This is a genomic window from Pseudomonas sp. MS19 (assembly GCF_013277615.1).
GTDB lineage: Bacteria > Pseudomonadota > Gammaproteobacteria > Pseudomonadales > Pseudomonadaceae > Aquipseudomonas > Aquipseudomonas marincola.
The window spans coordinates 178,467-196,933 of record NZ_VBTO01000009.1; the positions used below are offsets into that span (position 1 = coordinate 178,467).

Annotated in this window: 18 protein-coding genes; 5 read left to right on the plus strand and 13 right to left on the minus strand. The window is 57.6% G+C overall.

Going from position 1 to position 18,467, the window contains the following annotated elements; all coding sequences use genetic code 11:
• The first annotated feature begins 99 nt into the window (after nt 1-99).
• A complete protein-coding gene (locus FEZ62_RS11170) occupies nt 100-642 on the plus strand; it encodes a gamma carbonic anhydrase family protein (protein WP_069902373.1) in 543 nt (180 codons plus the stop codon).
• A 38-nt stretch (nt 643-680) separates the two neighbouring features.
• Here the strand turns inward: FEZ62_RS11170 and FEZ62_RS11175 are convergent, their stop codons facing one another.
• Entirely contained in the window at nt 681-1,055 is a 375-nt protein-coding gene (locus FEZ62_RS11175) for a hypothetical protein (protein ID WP_172927696.1), read from the minus strand.
• 8 nt (nt 1,056-1,063) lie between these two features.
• Complete coding sequence (locus FEZ62_RS11180) at nt 1,064-2,389, minus strand: sulfite oxidase (RefSeq protein ID WP_069902653.1); 1,326 nt, start codon at nt 2,387-2,389, stop codon at nt 1,064-1,066.
• A gap of 212 nt (nt 2,390-2,601) precedes the next feature.
• On the opposite strand from FEZ62_RS11180, the gene FEZ62_RS11185 reads away from it, so the two are divergent.
• Nucleotides 2,602-3,249 (plus strand): HAD family hydrolase, encoded by a 648-nt coding sequence (locus FEZ62_RS11185; protein ID WP_172927697.1) that lies wholly within the window; start codon nt 2,602-2,604, stop codon nt 3,247-3,249.
• Nucleotides 3,250-3,264: 15 nt separating this feature from the next.
• On the opposite strand, the gene FEZ62_RS11190 is transcribed toward FEZ62_RS11185, so the two are convergent.
• Both FEZ62_RS11190 and FEZ62_RS11195 read right to left on the minus strand, forming a co-directional pair.
• Nucleotides 3,265-3,495 carry a DUF1161 domain-containing protein gene (locus tag FEZ62_RS11190; protein WP_069902376.1) on the minus strand — a complete coding sequence of 77 codons (231 nt, stop codon included), beginning with the start codon at nt 3,493-3,495 and terminating at the stop codon, nt 3,265-3,267.
• A 167-nt stretch (nt 3,496-3,662) separates the two neighbouring features.
• Entirely contained in the window at nt 3,663-4,784 is a 1,122-nt protein-coding gene (locus tag FEZ62_RS11195) for an aminopeptidase (RefSeq protein ID WP_172927698.1), read from the minus strand.
• A 66-nt stretch (nt 4,785-4,850) separates the two neighbouring features.
• Here FEZ62_RS11195 and FEZ62_RS11200 point away from each other — a divergent pair, with 66 nt between their 5' ends.
• Nucleotides 4,851-5,258 carry a hypothetical protein gene (locus FEZ62_RS11200; protein WP_172927699.1) on the plus strand — a complete coding sequence of 136 codons (408 nt, stop codon included), beginning with the start codon at nt 4,851-4,853 and terminating at the stop codon, nt 5,256-5,258.
• A 54-nt stretch (nt 5,259-5,312) separates the two neighbouring features.
• Complete coding sequence (locus FEZ62_RS11205; RefSeq protein ID WP_069902379.1) at nt 5,313-5,726, plus strand: hypothetical protein; 414 nt, start codon at nt 5,313-5,315, stop codon at nt 5,724-5,726.
• Between the two features lie 39 nt (nt 5,727-5,765).
• Here FEZ62_RS11205 and FEZ62_RS11210 read toward each other — a convergent pair whose 3' ends face one another.
• The 3 genes from FEZ62_RS11210 to FEZ62_RS11220 all read right to left on the minus strand — a co-directional run bounded on the left by FEZ62_RS11210 (nt 5,766) and on the right by FEZ62_RS11220 (nt 9,428).
• Nucleotides 5,766-6,185, minus strand: a complete 420-nt coding sequence (locus FEZ62_RS11210; RefSeq protein ID WP_172927700.1) for an SRPBCC domain-containing protein — start codon at nt 6,183-6,185, stop codon at nt 5,766-5,768.
• 70 nt (nt 6,186-6,255) lie between these two features.
• Nucleotides 6,256-7,251, minus strand: coding sequence for an LLM class flavin-dependent oxidoreductase (locus tag FEZ62_RS11215; RefSeq protein ID WP_172927701.1), 996 nt, complete (start codon nt 7,249-7,251; stop codon nt 6,256-6,258).
• Between the two features lie 269 nt (nt 7,252-7,520).
• Entirely contained in the window at nt 7,521-9,428 is a 1,908-nt protein-coding gene (locus FEZ62_RS11220) for a beta-ketoacyl synthase (RefSeq protein ID WP_172927702.1), read from the minus strand.
• Between the two features lie 246 nt (nt 9,429-9,674).
• Here FEZ62_RS11220 and FEZ62_RS11225 point away from each other — a divergent pair, with 246 nt between their 5' ends.
• Nucleotides 9,675-11,306, plus strand: coding sequence for an acyl-CoA synthetase (locus FEZ62_RS11225; protein WP_172927703.1), 1,632 nt, complete (start codon nt 9,675-9,677; stop codon nt 11,304-11,306).
• A 77-nt stretch (nt 11,307-11,383) separates the two neighbouring features.
• Here the strand turns inward: FEZ62_RS11225 and arcC are convergent, their stop codons facing one another.
• The 6 genes from arcC to FEZ62_RS11255 form a co-directional block, all read right to left on the minus strand.
• Complete coding sequence (arcC, locus tag FEZ62_RS11230; RefSeq protein WP_069902384.1) at nt 11,384-12,313, minus strand: carbamate kinase; 930 nt, start codon at nt 12,311-12,313, stop codon at nt 11,384-11,386.
• 71 nt (nt 12,314-12,384) lie between these two features.
• A complete protein-coding gene (locus FEZ62_RS11235) occupies nt 12,385-13,395 on the minus strand; it encodes an ornithine carbamoyltransferase (protein ID WP_090515585.1) in 1,011 nt (336 codons plus the stop codon).
• Between the two features lie 95 nt (nt 13,396-13,490).
• Nucleotides 13,491-14,744: an arginine deiminase gene (arcA, locus tag FEZ62_RS11240; protein WP_069902386.1), complete on the minus strand. Its 1,254-nt coding sequence runs from the start codon at nt 14,742-14,744 to the stop codon at nt 13,491-13,493.
• Nucleotides 14,745-14,770: 26 nt separating this feature from the next.
• Complete coding sequence (gene arcD / locus FEZ62_RS11245) at nt 14,771-16,201, minus strand: arginine-ornithine antiporter (RefSeq protein ID WP_172927723.1); 1,431 nt, start codon at nt 16,199-16,201, stop codon at nt 14,771-14,773.
• A gap of 337 nt (nt 16,202-16,538) precedes the next feature.
• The gene (gene dctM / locus FEZ62_RS11250; protein ID WP_172927704.1) at nt 16,539-17,822 is read right to left on the minus strand and encodes a C4-dicarboxylate TRAP transporter large permease protein DctM; all 1,284 of its coding nucleotides are present in this window, start codon (nt 17,820-17,822) and stop codon (nt 16,539-16,541) included.
• Nucleotides 17,822-18,451 (minus strand): TRAP transporter small permease, encoded by a 630-nt coding sequence (locus tag FEZ62_RS11255; protein ID WP_069902389.1) that lies wholly within the window; start codon nt 18,449-18,451, stop codon nt 17,822-17,824. The genes dctM and FEZ62_RS11255 overlap by 1 nt, the downstream gene beginning before the upstream one ends.
• Nucleotides 18,452-18,467: the final 16 nt, after the last annotated feature.

Genomic DNA, 18,467 nt, shown 5'->3' on the forward strand with positions numbered 1-18,467 from the left:
GTAATAACAGGTTAATTGGGTCGCGATGGCGAATTAACAACCCACATGGCAGCCATAATAATTAGAATTCAGACGAATCGCAGCCAAGAGGAAACTATCGTGTCCATTCGTTCTTTTCAGCAATTCACTCCGCAACTTGGCGAGCGGGTGTTCGTTGACCCGACTTCTGTGGTGTTGGGCGATGTCGAGATCGGTGACGACAGCTCGGTCTGGCCGCTGGTGGTCATTCGCGGCGACATGCACAGCATTCGCATTGGTCAGCGCAGCAGTATTCAGGATGGCAGCGTGTTGCACATCACCCACGCCGGGCCGTTCAATCCGGCCGGCTACCCGCTGAATATTGGCGACGATGTCACGGTGGGCCACAAGGTTACGCTGCACGGTTGCAGCATTGGCAACCGGATTCTGATCGGCATGGGCAGCATCGTCATGGACGGCGTGGTGATCGAGGATGAAGTCGTGCTCGGCGCCGGCAGCCTGGTGCCGCCCGGCAAGCGCCTGCAAAGTGGTTATCTGTATGTCGGTAGCCCGGCCAAACAAGCCCGCGCGCTTACCGAAAAGGAACTCAGCTACTTCCGCTACACCGCGGACAATTACGTGCGCCTGAAAGACCAGCACCTGATGGAAGGCTACTCGCACTGAAACGTAACCGGCCCGCACTGCGGGCCGGGCACATGGCTTTACTGCGCCGGTTTAGCGGCGGGTTTGCGCAGAGGATTATCCGGCAGTTGTTCGGCCAGCAGCGCCGGTCGCCGGGTTTCGGCCTTGGCACCATACTCGCTACTCAAGTAGTCGAGAATCACCGTCTCAGTTTTCGGGTCAAAGGGCCAAAGCCCTTGTTTGTCCTGCATCCAGCGAATCAGCGAGAGCCAATGTTGGCGGCTGCCACTGTTCTGCGTAACCAGTTTGGCCGAGTGACACGCCGTGCAGTTATTGCGCACGGTTTCCCAGCCATCAGCGATGATCAGGCCGCTTGCCGGATCGGTTTCGGCTGCATGAACGGGTGCCGATAACAACCCGAGCATGACCAGGCCTAAGGTGAATGAGTGGGCCATGGGTTCTCCTAAACGATTTGCACCGCGATGCGATGGCAGGCGTTATTCAAATAGCCCTTGGGGTTCCAGCCGGGGACCAGCATCGGTTGCGATTTGCCTTCACTGTCGACTGCCCGCGCCCAAACTTCGTAATAGCCCTTTTCGGCAAAACTCAGGTCGGCGCTCCAGTGCTGCCACGCCAGACGATTCGCCGGCGATTCGAGCTTGGCCTTTTGCCAGGTTACGCCGAAGTCTGTGGATACATGCATTTCACTCACTTCAAGGTCGCCCGCCCATGCGTGACCACGTACCTGCAATGTTTTAGCGAGTGGCTGGCTGATTCCGGATTTTGGGAAGGTGATCAGCGATTTCACTGGCATCGAGTGAATAATCTGCATGTCTTCAGGTGGCACTTCGCTGCCGGGCGCCACCGGGTATTTCGGCACGCTGTAAGACGGCGCTGCCATTTTGTTGCCATCGTGAACCTTGTTGCGCACCACAATCTTTTTCAGCCACTTGCCCGATGTCGAGGCAGGCCAGCCGCCGCAGACCAGTCGCAATGGCTGGCCGTTGAGATAAGGAATCGCCTGATCGTTCATGGCCCAGGCAATCAGGGTTTCATCCTCCAACGCCTTGGACATGGGCACGCCGCGCGATATGGCATGTTTGCTCGGGTCGCCACTGGGGTGTAAATCGGCGCCGTAATAGCCGATATACACCGCATCCTTCTTGATCCCGCAGGCTTCGAGCACGTCACGCAAACGCACGCCGGTGAAGGTTGGGCAGCCGACAGCGCCCACTGTCCATTGGTTGCCGCTGGCAGCAGGCACAAACTCGCTGCGGCCGTTGCCGCCGCACTCAATCACCAGTTGATAGGTGTAGTGCTTGAAGCGCGACTGTAAATCGGCAATTGAGAAGGTGGTCGGCGTAACGCAGGACTCGCCAGCAATTTCCAGCGTCCAGTTGGCGGCATCCAGCTCTTTGGGTGCCGGCACAATACCGTTGTTGCGGACAAACATATGCCGTGCCGGGGTGATTGCATCATCCAATAAGTGGGCCGGTGTTTCGGCGTTCAGCGGTCGGTCGTTAAGCACCTTGAGGCCATCTTTGCCCTCAATGCTGAACGGCTCTTCAGCATGTGCCAGCCCGGCGGGGATCATGCCCAGCGGCAAGTAACGGGCGAAAGGAATACTTGCTCCCAAGGCGGAGGCCATCGCCAGCAAGCTGCTGCGTTTGAGAAATCCGCGGCGATCAGACTCAGGTTCGCGGTCCCACAATAGCTTCTCTGCTTTCAACGGATCTTCGGCATATAACGCGTGAATGCCACGTTCGGTCGGCTTAACCTCTTTCGACATGCTCGGCCTCTCTTGGTTTTTATTGTCATTGGCAGCGGCGAAATCTATCGGGCGCTGTACCTTTGCAGTCTGACAATGACCACCAGATGCGCCATGCACAACGGCCAGATAGTTGAATGGTTATGGTCCAGATGTGCGTTGGCGGTTTGATCGGCGCGCGCTTTTTTGTAAGGTGGCGCCACTTCATACTCTCGGCTTTGCGCGGGCGGCTTATGCATTACCAGAACATTCTGTTTGACCTCGATGGCACACTCACCGACCCGCGTGAGGGCATCACCCGTTCGGTGCAGTTCGCCCTGGCGCGACTGGGAATTGATGAGCCGGATTTACAGGCGCTTGAACACTTTATCGGCCCGCCGCTGCTGCAGTGCTTTATGCAGACCTACGCGATGGACGAGGCCCGTGGCTGGCAAGCGGTGAACTTCTATCGGGAGCGGTTTGCCGATGTCGGGCTGTATGAGAATCAGGTGTTTGCCGGTATCAGCGAGCTTTTGCACATGCTTGAGGCGCAGCAGCGAACCCTGTACATCGCGACCAGCAAACCAACAGTGTTTGCCAGCAAGATCGCCGAACACTTCGGCTTCTCGCGTCACTTCAAGGTGATCTACGGCAGTGAGCTGGACGGCACCCGTACCAACAAGGTCGAGTTGATTGCCCATCTGTTGGCGTGTGAAGGCATCGCGCCCGAACGTTCGCTGATGATTGGCGACCGCAAGCACGACCTTATCGGCGGGCAGCAAAATGGCCTTGATGTGGCGGCGGTTGGTTACGGATTCGGCAGCCGTGAAGAGCTTGAGGCGCAAGCCCCGAACTATCATTTCGAGTCTGTCATGCAGCTGCATCAGGCGTTTGCTGGCTAGCCTGATGACGGCTGGTCAGTCGTTACGCTGATAGATGATTTTCTGGGTGCCGCCATCGCAGCTCCCCACTACCATCGTCTCATCGCTGACCTCATCATTAGGCACGATCTCCAGCGTGTAGCTGGCCACGCCCGCGGCCTGAATTTTTTCCTCGATCTCCTGCTTAAGCTCTTCGCAGGGTTTGACTGCGGCCAGCGCTGCGCTGCTGAGCAGGGTCAGGAGAATTACAGCGCTGCATTTTTGCATCGCGCGTTTCATGGTAATTGCCTCGCAAACATCGATTGATATTGTTTGGACACGGCGATTAGCCACTAGTTTTATCCACAGGGGTTTGTTTTGCAGGCATCTGTGAAATGCCAATGGCCGTCGATGCCGCTCCCGCGCACTGTTTACAGATATCGTCAGCTCAACAACTACAGCTGCGGTTCTTCAGTGTCCTGTGCGCTTTGCGGCGCTGCGGTTTGTTGCAATTGCTCAAGCCGCGCCTTGCGTTCATCCGGAGTCAGGGCGCCAATTTTTGCAGCTTGCGCGTAGAACCTGGTCCAGTCGCCATTGGCTTGCTCGAACAACACGGCAAAGGCTGTAACCCACTGGTCGTAGAGGCCGAATGGCAGCAGCTTGGCGTTATTCATCGGCGCTTCAATCCAGCTGTCGTAAGCGCCTGTGCCGCCCCATTGACTGTCGCGTAGCGCGCGGTAGTTGCGGCGTAATTGTTCGAATTCGGCCTGTTTCCCAGCGCGCATCTGTTCGGGTGTCTGGCCGCTGGCGTAGAGCGTTTTCAGGCGTTCACGGCTGGCCAGCACCAACTCGGTAAATTCAGCGCGCTGCTTTAACACTTGCTGGTTTGGCGCCTGCGCAGCTGAATCCGGATGAGCTTGATGCCACTGCCGCCAGCCTTGTTGCTCGACGAATGTGGCGAAGGATTCGTTGAACGCAGTGTCGCCTGGCACATAGAGTTTTTGATGGGCTAATTCATGGAAGATAACCGCCACCAGCCGCTGATCACTCCAGCGCAGCATGGTGTTGAGAATCGGGTCATCGAACCAGCCCAGCGTCGAGTAGGCCTCGACCCCGCCCATGTAAGTGTCGAGCCCCTGCAGTTGCAGCAGGGCTTTGGCGCCGCGTGCGCGATTCTGGTCATAGAAACCGCGATACGCCACGCAGCCGGCAATGGGGAAGCAATACAGCTCGGGGTCCAGCGAGAACTCGGGCGTTGCGAACACGTTCCACACCACAAACGGCCGCTTTATATCTGCATACAGGCGATAACTGTTGTTGTCCGGCAATGCCAGTGCGCTGCTGGCGAAGTCGCGGGCCTGCTGTGACAGGGCCAGGCGCATACGTAACTGCGGATTTTGTGCCGGGTTGGCGACGATTTCGGCAACCGGTTCGCGGCTGCTGAGCAAGGCGTACTGGCCGCCGAGAAGCTGGCTGTAATAGTCGACGCTGCTGCAACCGCTCAGCGCCAAAGCCCCGAGCAGGGGAACCCAGCGCAGTGAGAGGCGGTCGAGTAGGGGTGATATGAATTTGGGCATGGCGCGACACTACTGCAATCGCAGGTGATTTCGCCAGCCTGACGCACTTTGCTCTGGAGTCTCTGTATGCGTGGTCCGTTACTGGTTGCGGGTGTGATGTTGCTGAGTGGCTGTGCCCATATGTGGGCCTATGATTCCGAGCAGGCCTGGGTCGATTTGAGCACCAATCGCGATAATCGCCTGTTCGCTTATAAAGTCGACGACAAGCCGGTCGATGACTGGGAATATTTTCAGGTAACGCCTGGCCGCCATGAACTGGTTGCACGCGTATTGTTCAAGGTTGATGGCAGCAATGTGGGCTCCAGCAGTTCCGCCTTGAGCCGGCGCTGCGAGGTGAAATTGGTCTACGCCGACTTTGCCAAGGGGCAGCGCTACCGTCTGGAAGCCGGAAATACCGGATTCCGCGCCTGGGCCAAACTTTATGATGAACATAATCAGGAGCTTGCCCGCGCCAAGGAAGGTCGGTGCGGATAACCCGGGCGCAGCCAGCTATGCTTGAGTGAGACTCTCTATTCAGGAGGCGTGACCATGCGCCGCATATCCATTGCCGCCGGCCTGCTGGTTCTGGCTGGTTGTTCTTCACCGTTACCCGCACCAGACCCCGGCAAGGCTTGGGTTGAGCCTTTTGCCGTGGCAGGGGAGCTTTTGATGGCGGATAAGCTGGACGGTAAACGCTGGGACGATGGCCGCTATTTCGAGGTCAGCCCCGGCGCCCATGAGTTGATCTCGCGCTTCCAGTTCGAGGTTAATGGCGGCGGTGGTTACATGTCGGAACCGACTCAGGTGACCTGCGAAATTCGTGTGCGCTACGACAGCTTTGCCGCCGGCCAGCATTACCGGCTGGAGGCGCGTTCACTCATGCGCAGCGCGCAGGCATTTCTTTATGACGAACAGCGCAATGAGCTGGCTCGAGGCGAAGTTCTGCGTTGCGGTACGTTCTAGCCGCACTCAACGCCCGGGCATATTTTCCATGGCCGGGTTTCACCTGCGTTCGCAGTAGTCCTTGAGCGCCTTGAGTGACATCGCCCACTGGAAGTTGCAGAAGCCGAGGTATCGATTCGATTCGTCCCAGCCGGCGTGGCGAAACTCCAACATGGTTTTGTCGGCGTTGGCCGCCAGCTCAAAGACAATTCCGGTGCCAAACCAGGCCGATGCCGGGCTCGATTCTTCATGCTCGCTAACGCAGCGCCACAGTATGCGGCTGTTCGGTACAGACTCATCGACGGCCATTATCAGCACGTCGTGGCCTGCGCCCGGCTCGAATAACCATGCTGCCAGCTGTTCGTGTTCGCCGGCTTTGGGCGTGTCCCACCAATTGCCAATGCCCTCTATGGTTGAGAGTGCTTGGAAAACCTTGGCGGCGGGCGCGTTGATCATCAACTGATGGTAAAGGGTTGCCATGCTCAGACTCCTGACTGGGTTGGGTCACGTCGAATGGCTGGCCTCGCCCGGGGCGAGGCCTTTAAAGACCCTAGCGTAGCTGCGCGAGAATTTCGAATGAGCGCAGGCGATCGTCGAAGTTGTACAGATCGCCGGTAAATATCAGCTCGTCAGCACCGGTCTGCTCCAGCAACACATCAAGGCGTGCGCGCACTTTCTCCGGACCGCCAACCACGGCCATGCCCAGAAAATCTCCTACAGCGGCACGTTCGTGCGGTAGCCACAGGCCTTCCATGCTGTCGACGGGCGGGCGCTGGACCAGGCTCTGGCCGCGAATCAGCGCCAGAATGCGCTGGTAAACCGAGGTCACAAGGTAATCTGCATGCTCATCGGTATCGGCGGCAACCAGCGGCACGCCGAGCATTACGTAAGGTTTGTCGAGGGTGGCAGAGGGTTTGAAGTGATTGCGATAGACCCGGATCGCCTCGTGCATCATGCGCGGGGCAAAGTGCGAGGCGAACGCGTAAGGCAACCCTTTCATGCCGGCCAGTTGCGCACTGAACAGGCTGGAACCGAGCAGCCAGATCGGTACGTTGGTGTCGGCGCCCGGCATGGCGACGACGCGTTGATTGCGCGTGCGTGGGCCGAGATACCCTTGCAACTCTTCGACGTCAGCCGGGAAATCATCGGCGCTGCCGGAACGCTCACGACGCAGTGCATGCGCGGTGTACTGGTCAGCGCCTGGCGCACGGCCCAGGCCCAGTTCAATGCGCCCTGGATATAAGGTGGCGAGCGTGCCGAATTGTTCGGCGATCACCAGCGGCGCATGGTTGGGCAGCATTACGCCGCCAGAGCCGAGGCGAATGGTCGAAGTGCCTGCCGCCAGATACCCGAGCAGTACCGCCGTGGCCGAACTGGCGATGCCATCCATGTTGTGGTGTTCAGCCACCCAGAATCGCTCGTAACCCAGCCGCTCGGCATGCTGAGCCAGCGCCAGTGAGTTATGCAGGGCCTGCTGCGGACCGCCGTCGTCACGAATCGGCGCGAGGTCGAGGATTGAAATCTTGGTCTTTGCTAATTCACTCATGAGCCCTGCCTATTCGGTTGCGCTAAGCGTTCGACACTTCGGTGCCGCGCTGCGGGAAAACATGCCTGAGTTAAATAGTGGGGTTTTATTTGCAGATTCCAAGGTGCGCGGGCAATGAGTCGTGATCAACGGCCCTTGGCGTCCAGCCAGCATCTGGAAAATAGCCTGCACTGCCGAGCGAACAATCAATCGGTTGGAATTGCAGTGCGCGGCGAGGGGACGGTGTTTCGGGGAGCGGGGCGGCAGGTTGGCTGGCCGCCCCGTTTCACTCAATCGAGCATGTCTTTGTAGCGATCATCTTTCTTGAACACCAGCGGCTGGCTGAAACCAGGGATGCTGATTTGTTCGGTGCCCAGTTCGATGTGGCTGTCATCGATCATGTCATTGCCGAAGTTGTAGATGATGTCGAGTTGGCCGAGCAGGGCATTGCGCTCATAGGTTTCGGCATTGCGCCGGGTCTGCTCGCGGCGTTCAACGTAATTGCCCCATGCCGCCTCTCCGTAGCGCTTGCGCAACATACGTTCGGCAACGTGTGGCGCGAGGATCACGCCGCTGGCGTTGTTGCCGCCAAAGCCCTTGGAGTTGACGAAGCACACATCCATCGCCTGCTCGCCCAACTGGCGGTCTTTGATGGCAATGCTCAGGTGTTGCTGGTGCACATCATCGGCCACTTTATCGATGGTTTTGATGCCGGGCAGCAGGCCGTACTTGAAGGTGCCGAGGGCCGAGATAACCTGATCGCCACTGGCGGTTGCCAGTGAGTGGCCGACGAATGCCTTGGCGGCGGTGATTGGCCAGCTTTCGATACCGAAGGTGGCGGCAATCCGGTTGAGCAGGTCGGATTCAGTGGTGCGGTTGGCTGGTGTGCTGGAACCGTGGGCGTGGACGAAGCTGCGCGTGCGCACGGCTTCTGCGCCGAGAATCTGCGTGGCGCTGGCTACGGCCTTGGCCATGGTCAGATAATTACCCGGGCCAGGCGCTGAAATCGATTTCTTGAAGCCGTCGGCGTTGATAAATACATCCGGCACAGCGCCGTGAATGTCTGCGCCCAGCTCCATGGCCAGCTCGTCGTCCATCAGCATCACGTACTGGCAGGATTCGGCCAGCGTGAAACCGCAGTTATGGCCAAATGGACGGCTGGCGCGCTGGAAGTTGACGTCGTCTGTGCCTTCAATCTGGCGCAAGCCTTCCTCGGTCGCCAGTGCGCCCATGGCGCCATAACCCTCGATGCATTCCTGAGTGATCGGCGCCTCGCTGTTACCCACAAGCACCACGCGTGCCTTGCCGGACTGAATGTGCTCGATGCCTTTTTGCAGGTTATACAGGAAGGTTGCGCACGCGCCGGTAATACTGCCGGTGGTGCCGACACTGCCCAGCACGTAGGCGTTGATGAAGTCGGTGGGCATGCTGTTAAAGCCCAGCGGCAACTGCTTGGCCGTTACGCGCCCGCCTTTGAGGCGAGATTGCATGAGGCCACCGTAACCGTTTTCGTCCAGCTGGCTCATGATGCTGCCAGAGAACACCGCCACTTCATCGGGCGCGACGTGCTTGAGAATGGTTTGCCAGTTGATGCCGGTCGAGCGCAGCGCATCGGTGGCGCCGACGACTGTCATGGCCAGGCCGCGCGGGTGGAAGCGGGCGTTGTAGAGTTCACTCGGCTCAAAACCTGTAGGCAATTGCCCGGCCGATTTCACCGGTAAAGCGCGGTAGCTGTCGATCTTGAAGTCGCAGCTGTCGTACAGAGTAACCCGCACTTCGCTGGCGCTCAGGTCTTCCACTGTCCAGTCTGAGGGCAGCGGGTCTGGCAACTGTTTGCGCAGGGTGATGAAGCTCAGCGGGTTGCCGGCGGTGGCATCGATGGTGATGTTTTTTTGCCAGTGGGCCGCATCAACATCGAGGTATTTCTTGTCGATGCGGCGAACCAGTGTCGAGGCCAGAATCACTTGAGCGAATTGCTCGTCGATCTCGGCTAATGTCAGTTCGGTGCCTTCATGGGTCTGATACTGGCCGTCTACCACGCGCACCAGTTTCATCAGCACCGCGAGGCCTGCAAGGGTGGCCTGGCGGCTGGCCAGGTCGAGCGACTCGATTACCGTACGCCGGAAACCGTGGTGAAAAGAACTGCGGCCGGCTGCGTTATAACCACCAAAACCAACAATAACGGGTAAGCGAGACATCACGCGGTAACTCCTCAAATAAGTACACCAGTCGAGCGCAGATGAAGCGATTCAGCTCGTCTGGGGTGCAGCTGCAAGACTGTAACTAACACAGACTCACGCCGGTTTAACCGTTCGGATGCCTATGCTGACGCGAAGTATGACTTGGAAGTCACTGTTTCGACCAAGGTAGAGGATCAAATAAAGCCATGCAACTGATAGGGTTATGACCATAAGTTCAGCGTAATGGTGCGCAGGAGAATAAAAATGAACGCCATCAACCCTTACGAATACGGCATGCCGCGAGAAGCTGCGAACTTTCAGGCACTCAGCCCGCTGAGTTTTCTGGAGCGTGCGGCAAGTATTTATCCACAGCGAGTTGCACTGATTAATGGCCGCCAGCGGCAAACCTGGGGCGAAACATACGCCCGCAGCGTTCGTCTGGCTTCAGCATTGGCCAAGCGCGGCATTGGCCTCGGCGATACCGTGGCGGTGATTGCACCGAATGGTATTGCGATGTTTGAAGCGCATTTTGGTGTGCCGATGTGCGGCGCGGTGATCAACGCGATCAACACCCGCCTTGATGCCGAAGCCATCGGCTTTATTCTCCAGCACGGCGAAGCCAAGGTGTTGATGGTGGATAAGGAGTTTGCCGAGGTCGCTCAACGGGCAACCAGTCACATGCCCAACCGCCCGCTGATTATTGGCATCGACGACGTTGAGTACGATGAGGGTCAGTTGATCGGCGAACTCGACTACGAAGCTTTTCTGGCCGAGGGCGATGCGGACTATGCATGGCAGCTGCCGGCGGATGAATGGCAAGCCATCGCGCTGAATTACACCTCGGGCACCACCGGCAATCCCAAAGGTGTGGTGTATCACCACCGTGGCGCGCACCTCAATGCGTTGTCCAATGCCATGTGCTGGGACATGACGCGCTTCCCGGTGTATTTGTGGACGCTGCCGATGTTCCACTGCAACGGCTGGTGTTTTCCTTGGGCGCTGGCAGCCTATGTGGGAACCAATGTGTGCCTGCGTCACGTGCGCGCCGAGGCGATTTTCCCGGCGCTGGCTGAGCATGCGGTCGATCATTTTTGTGGTGCGCCGATTGTAATGAACATGCTGGCCAACGCATCGCCTGAGCTTAAAGCGCTGAAAACCCGTCCGGTGAAAGTAATGACCGCGGGAGCGCCGCCACCCGCTGCGGTGATCGAGGCGATGGAGTCGCAGGGTTTTCAGGTCACCCACGTTTACGGCCTTACCGAAACATACGGGCCGAGTGTGGTGTGCGAGTGGCAGGATGAGTGGGACAGCGAAGCGCCCGAGCAGCGTGCGCGTTACAAGTCGCGCCAAGGCGTGCGTGCGCCATTGCTTGATGAGTTGATGGTCGCCGACCCGCAAACGCTGCAGCCGGTGCCGCGTGATGGCGAAACCATTGGTGAGATATTCATGCGCGGCAACGTGGTGATGAAGGGCTATCTGAAAAACCCGACCGCCACGGCTGAAGCCTTTGCCGGCGGCTGGTTTCATTCAGGTGATCTGGCCGTGTGGCATGCCGATAGTTACGTCGAGATCAAGGACCGCTCGAAAGACATCATCATTTCCGGCGGGGAAAATATCTCGTCCATCGAGATCGAGGATGTGCTCTATCGCCATCCGTACATTCTTGAAGCCGCCGTGGTGGCCATGCACAGCGAGCGCTGGGGTGAAACGCCGTGTGCGTTCGTGACGCTCAAGCCCGGTACTGAATCGACCGAGGAGTCGGTCATCAAGTTTTGTCAGCATCACATGGCGCGCTTCAAAGTGCCTGGCAAAGTGGTGTTCTGCGAACTGCCGAAAACCTCGACTGGCAAGGTGCAGAAATTCGTCTTGCGTGAGCAGGCCAAAGCGCTGGCCTGAAACGCAACCAGCGCTGAGCGGTGGGGGCCGCGCAGCGCTGGTTGTTTGACACTAGAGCCTGGCTTCATGCCGAGCGCTTAGTGATAACGCACTTCCTTGCTATCGGTGCTGACCCGGGTGCCACCAACGCCCTGAACGATGGCGTCAATCTGCGCCAGCGAACCAATAACGGCGGTCTTGCCAGTGTTGCGGGCAAACTCGCTGGCAGCCAACACTTTCGGCCCCATTGAGCCGGCAGCAAAGCCGAGCTTGTCGAGTTCATCCGGGCTGGCTTCGGCAATGGCTTTTTGCGTGGGCTTGCCCCAGTCAATAAAGGCTGCTTCCACGTCTGTGGCGATGACCAGCAAATCGGCTTCAAGTTGTTCGGCGAGCAGTGCCGAGCACAGGTCTTTGTCGATTACCGCTTCAACCCCTTGTAGCTTGCCGTCTTCACCGTACATGGTGGGAATGCCACCGCCGCCTGCACAGATCACCACCGCGCCTTTTTCGAGCAGCCATTTGGCCGGGCGGATTTCGAAAATCTGCTTAGGCCGTGGGCTGGGTACGACCCGGCGGAACTTGTCGCCATCGGGGGCAATGCTCCAGCCTTTTTCGGCCGCCAGCGCCTCGGCTTCTTCCTTCGAATAAACCGGACCAATTGGCTTGGTCGGGTTCTTGAACGCCGGGTCTTTCGGGTCTACTTCAACTTGGGTAAGCAGGGTGGCGAATGGCACTTCGAACGGCAGCAGGTTGCCCAGCTCCTGTTCGATCATGTAGCCGATCATGCCTTCTGTTTCGGCGCCCAGCACGTCCAGCGGGTAAGGGCTGGTGGCTTTGTAAGCAGCACCTTGCAGTGCCAGCAGGCCGACTTGCGGGCCGTTACCGTGGGCAATCACCAGCTCATTGCCGGGGGCAACTTTGGCGATTTGTTCGGTAGCGATACGGATGTTTTCACGTTGGTTGTCAGCCGTCATGGGTTCACCACGACGGAGCAGGGCGTTCCCGCCCAGAGCGACGACGATACGCATGCTAATACCTCCAAAAGGGATTCAGTGAAGCAACAACGCCGTGCAGGACGCACGGCGTTGCGGGCGGGCGCTTAGACGTCGCCGAGAGTTGAAACCAGAATGGCTTTGATGGTGTGCATGCGGTTTTCTGCTTGCTCAAACGCGATGCACGCAGGGGACTCGAAAACTTCTTCAGTCACTTCGATGCCGCCTGCCAGGTGCGGATACTTTTCGGCAACCTGCTTGCCGACTTTGGTATCGGTGTTGTGGAACGCAGGCAAGCAGTGCATGAACTTGGTCCGTGGAGTTCCGGTGGCCTTCATCATGTCGCTGTTGACCTGATAAGGCAGCAGCAGCTTGATGCGCTCGCCCCAGGCCTCAACTGGCTCGCCCATCGACACCCAAACGTCGGTGTGGATGAAATCAACGCCCTTGACGGCTTCTTTCGGGTCTTCGGTGAGGGTGATGCGTGCGCCACTGGCTTTGGCGAACTCTTCGCACTGCGCAACAAACTCAGGGTCTGGCATCAGCTCTTTAGGCGCGGCGATGCGAACATCCATCCCCAGCTTGGCGCCAACCAGCAGCAGCGAGTTACCCATGTTGTTGCGGGCGTCGCCCAGGTAGGCATAGCTGATGTCGTGCAGAGGCTTGTCGCAGTTCTCGCGCATGGTCAGCACGTCTGCCAGCATCTGGGTTGGGTGATACTCGTCGGTGAGGCCGTTGAATACCGGTACGCCAGCGTATTGGGCCAGGTCTTCTACGATTTCCTGGCTGTAGCCGCGATACTCGATGGCGTCATACATACGGCCCAAAACGCGCGCCGTGTCTTTCATGGTTTCTTTGTGACCGATCTGCGAGGAGTTCGGGTCGATGTAAGTGACATTTGCGCCTTGATCGTAGGCGGCCACTTCAAACGCACAGCGGGTGCGAGTGGAGGTCTTTTCAAAAATCAGCGCGATGTTTTTACGCTGCAGGTGCTGCTGCTCGGTGCCGGTGTATTTGGCACGCTTAAGGTCGCGAGACAGATCGAGCAGATAGCGAAGTTCACGCTCAGTGTGATGAACAAGGCTGAGCAGGTTACGGTTGTGCATGTTAAAAGCCATGATTAAATCTCCATGAATTCAAGAATTTCAGGCCTACCAGTACAGCTTGTGGCTGGTTTGGCGAGTTGCGCCTCGTAAGCGCCTAACATTGCTTTTTAATAGTCGACCGGATCGCGCAGGATCGGGCAGGTCATGCAGTGGCCACCGCCACGGCCGCGGCCGAGTTCACTGGCGCTGATGGTGACAACTTCAACACCGGCTTTGCGCAAAAGAGTGTTGGTGTAGGTGTTGCGGTCGTAGCCAACCACCACGCCAGGTTCGAGGCAAACCACGTTGTTGCCGTCGTCCCACTGCTCGCGTTCAGCTTCATAGCTGTCGCCGCCGGTTTGTACGACGCGCAGTTTTTTCAGGTTCAGCGAGTCGGCAACCACGTCGAGGAAAGATTTCTCTTCGCGGCGGATGTTCATGCCGGTCGGGCTGCTTTCATCCGGGCGCAGGGTGAAGGGCACAATCTGTGAAACCACTTCCGGGAAGATAGTGACAAGGTCACGGTCGCAGAAGCTGAACACGGTATCGAGGTGCATGGCCGCGCGTGATTTAGGCAAGCCGGCGACGATTACTTTCTCGGCAGCGCCTTTGGCAAACAGGTTTTGTGCGAGTTGACCGATGGCCTGACGCGAGCTGCGCTCACCCATGCCGACCAGTACTACGCCGTTGCCAATTGGCATAACGTCGCCGCCTTCAAGGGTGGCCATACCGTGATCCAGATCTGGATCGCCGTACCACACTTCAAATTCCGCGTTGGTGAAGTCTGGGTGGAACTTGTAGATGGCGCTGGTCAGCAGTGTTTCCTGACGGCGCGCTGGCCAATACATTGGGTTGAGCGTAACGCCGCCGTAAATCCAGCAAGTGGTGTCACGGGTGAACTGAGTGTTTGGCAGTGGCGGCAGGATGAAGCTCGACTCGCCAATGAAATCGCCCAGCATGGTCAGTTCTTTGCTGGCACCGAGTGCGTTGATCAGGTCGGTCACTGATACGCCGCCGATCAGGTGCTCGGCCAGTGCGCGTGGATCAAGGCTGCGCATCCAGCTGGAAACTTCATCGGTCAGGCCGGTGCCAATCTGGTTGGCGGTCAGCTTACGTTCGAGAATCCAGTCCATCGCGGCTGGGATCTTCAGTGTCTCGGTCAGCAGGTTGTGCATTTCCAGCACTTCGATGTTGCGCTCACGCATTTTGGTGACGAAGTCGAAGTGGTCACGCTTGGCCTGGCTTACCCAGATCACATCATCAAAAAGCAGCTCATCGCAGTTGTTTGGGGTGAGGCGCAAGTGCGCCAAACCGGGTGAGCAGACCATCACTTTGTGTAATTTACCAACTTCGGAGTGAACGCCTAATTTGACTTTGGACATGTCTTTTCTCCTTGCTATAAAGGCTATTAAAGGGTCAGGAAGCCGTCGTAGAGGCCGTAAGCGGCAAAGGCAGCGCCAAATACGGTGACAACGACAATGACCTTTTCAATTGCGGTAAAGACTTGCAGGTTCTGTTCGCGCTTGGCTTTGGCGAACAGCAGCGCACCGGGTGCGTACAGCAGTGCAGACAACAGGATGTATTTGAAGCCGCCGGCATACAGCAACCAGATGGCGTAGATCAACGCGATGCCGCCGATGATCAGATCCTTCTTGCGGGCGCCGGGATCTTGCTCGTAGGTTTCACCTTTAACCCCGATCAACACGGCGTAGGCGGCCGACCAGAAGTAAGGGATAAGAATCATCGAAGTTGCCAGATACAGCAGGCTGGTATAAGTGCTGGCGGCAAACAGGGTGATAATCAGGAACGCCTGGACCAGGATGTTGGTCAGCCACAGCGCATTGGTTGGCACACCTTTGGAGCTCATCTTCTTGAGGAAGTTGGGCATGGTGTGATCGCTCGCCGCAGCGTGCATGATCTCAGCGCACAACAGCACCCAGGAAAGCAGAGCACCGAGCAGAGAAATCACCAGACCAACACTGATCAGGATGGCGCCCCAGTGGCCTACTACGTGCTCAAGCACATACGCCATTGAAGGGTTTTTCAGCTCAGCCAGTTCTGGCTGGCTCATGATGCCCATCGACAGTACGTTGACCATCACCAGCAGCAACAATGTACCGATGAAGCCAATAACGGTGGCCTTACCGACATCTGAGCGCTTTTCGGCACGGGCCGAATAAATGCTGGCGCCCTCGATACCGATGAACACCCACACAGTGACCAGCATCATGTTGCGCACCTGATCCATCACAGTGCCCAGATCGGTGTTGCCACGGCCCCAGAAGTCGGATGTGAAAATATCCATCTTGAAGGCTACGGCGGTGATCACCACAAACATGATCAGCGGGACGACCTTGGCCACGGTAGTGATCAAGTTGATGAAAGCCGCTTCCTTGATGCCGCGAAGCACCAAAAAGTGTACGGCCCAGAGCACCACTGATGCTCCGACGATCGCCGCAACCGTGTTGCCTTCACCGAACACCGGGAAGAAGTAGCCGAGGGTGCTGAACAGTAAAACGAAGTAACTGACGTTTCCCAGCCAGGCACTGATCCAGTAACCCCAGGCGGATGAGAAACCCATGTAGTCGCCAAAGCCGGCTTTGGCGTAGGCATAAACCCCGGCATCAAGTTCTGGCTTTCGGTTAGCCAGCGTCTGGAATACAAAGGCCAGGGCTAGCATCCCGACAGCGGTAATGCCCCAGCCGATTAAAACGGCACCGGCGCCGGCACTGGCCGCCATGTTTTGCGGGAGAGAGAAGATTCCTCCCCCGATCATTGAGCCTACAACCAGCGCAATCAGTGCGCCGAGGCGAAGTTTTTGGGTGGGTTCTGACATAATCGTTCTCCCTGCGACAAAATGTTTCTTGCAACTATTAGGCGCTCTGATTAATGACAGCGTGTTGACTTAAGTCAGTTCAAATCAACTAAACAACTAGTTCTTTGGTCAGTGGTTTGTTTTTTTGTTTTCTGAATGGGAAACGATAGAAGTTGTAGGACTCATCGCAAGTTGCGGGCATGAAAAAGCCCGGCGCAGAGGCCGGGCTTGGGATTTTTCTAGATGAATCAGTGGCTTAAAATTTGAATCTAATTCTTACAGATGCATCCTTTTCTGCATTTTCTCAGGTAATGCCCTGCAGTTGGTTTCCGGCAGGGCATTAGCATGCGCTGTCAAGCGGTCAGTTCATGCCCAGCCAGTTCGGCAGCGCCATTGAAACAGCCGGGATGTAGGTGATCACCATCAAGAATCCGAGCAGCAGCATCAGCCAAGGCCAGGCGGCGCGGATAACCTGAGTCAGCGGCATACCGGTCACCGCTGAGGTTACGAACAGGTTCAGGCCCACCGGCGGGGTTATCAATCCGATCTCCATGTTCACCACCATGATGATGCCCAGATGGATCGGGTCGATGCCCAGTTGCACGGCAATCGGGAACAGGATCGGCGCCAGGATCAGGATGATCGCCGAAGGCTCCATGAACGCACCGGCTATCAGCAGCACGATGTTCACCACCAGCAGGAACTGCCACGGCTGCAGGCCAGCTTCGATCACCCACGCGGTGATGGTCTGCGGGATTTGCTCGGTGGTCAGCACGTGAGCGAACAGCATGGCGTTGGCAATGATGAACATCAGCATGATGGTCAGCTTGCCGGAGTCGAGCAGCACTTTCGGGCATTCGCGGATCGACAGATCCTTGTACACGAACAGCGCCACAAAGCCTGCGTACACCGCGGCTACCGCTGCGGCTTCAGTTGGCGTGAACATGCCCGAGTAGATCCCGCCGAGAATCACCACCATCAAAAGCAAGCCCCAGATGGCTTTGCGCGCAGCCGTGAGGAACTCGCGCACGGTGGCTCGCGGCTGAGCAGGCAGATTCATTTTGCGCGCGACGATGTAAATCGCCAGCATCAACGCAAGCCCCAGCAACAGACCCGGAATAACCCCGGCCATGAACAGCTTGCCGACCGACTGCTCGGTTGCAGCGGCGTAGACCACCATCACGATCGACGGCGGAATCAAAATGCCCAGCGTACCGGCGTTACACACGATACCGGCGCCGAACGCTTGCGGATAACCCGAGCGCACCATGCCGGCAATCGCAATCGAGCCGACCGCGGCAACGGTGGCAGGCGATGAACCAGACAACGCGGCGAACAGCATGCACGCCATAACGGCCGAAATAGCTAGACCGCCACGGATATGACCGACGCAGGCGTTGGCAAAGTCGATCAGACGTTTGGCCACGCCGCCGGTGGTCATGAACGCGCCGGAAAGCAGGAAGAACGGAATCGCCAGCAGCGTGTAGTGCTCGGAGGTTTCAAACAGCTTGATGGCCAGCGAGCGGACCGAGTCCGGGCTGAACAACATAATCGTTACCGAACCGGCGAGGCCCAGCGAAACCGCAATCGGCACGCCGATGAACATCAGCGCGAACAGCGCGGCAAAGAGGAACAGAATGGTCATTATTTTTGCGCCTCGTGTTCTTTCAGTTTCAGCGCATCGGCGGCTTCATCAGCCAGGCCGAGGCCAGTCTGCTCGTTACGCAGAATTCGCACGAAGATTTCAAGGAAGCGGATAAATACCATCGCGTAGCCAAACGGTACGATGGCCGCGATATGCCATTGGGCGATGCCGTAATGGCCGAGGTCTTCTGCGCCGATGCCCGCGATGAACAGGGTTTTCACCCAGTCAAAGCTGCCAATTGCAATCATGCCGGCGTAAGTCAGGCAGGCGATGCAGGCGATAAGGCCGATGATGCGTTGTACGGGGCGTGAAGCCAGTTTTACCAGCGCATCGACACCGATATGGCCCGCGGTGCGTACACCGTAAGCCAGACCGAAAAAGATCAACCAGGCAAATAGCGCCTTGGTCAGGGCAATACTCCAGGTCATGGACTGAGCCATGTCGAGGATATGGTCGCCAATCCACAGCAAGGACTCGCTGGCGCCTTCCCAGTTGTCAGCCCAACTGTAGAAGAAGGTGTACAGGTTGTTGAGGATTACATAGGTAAAGGTAACCAGAGTCATGGCACCCAACAGAAAGGCAATAAAACCTTCCTCGAAGTGATCCCAGGCTCGCCGCAGGGCGTTCATCGATAAATTCTCCAGA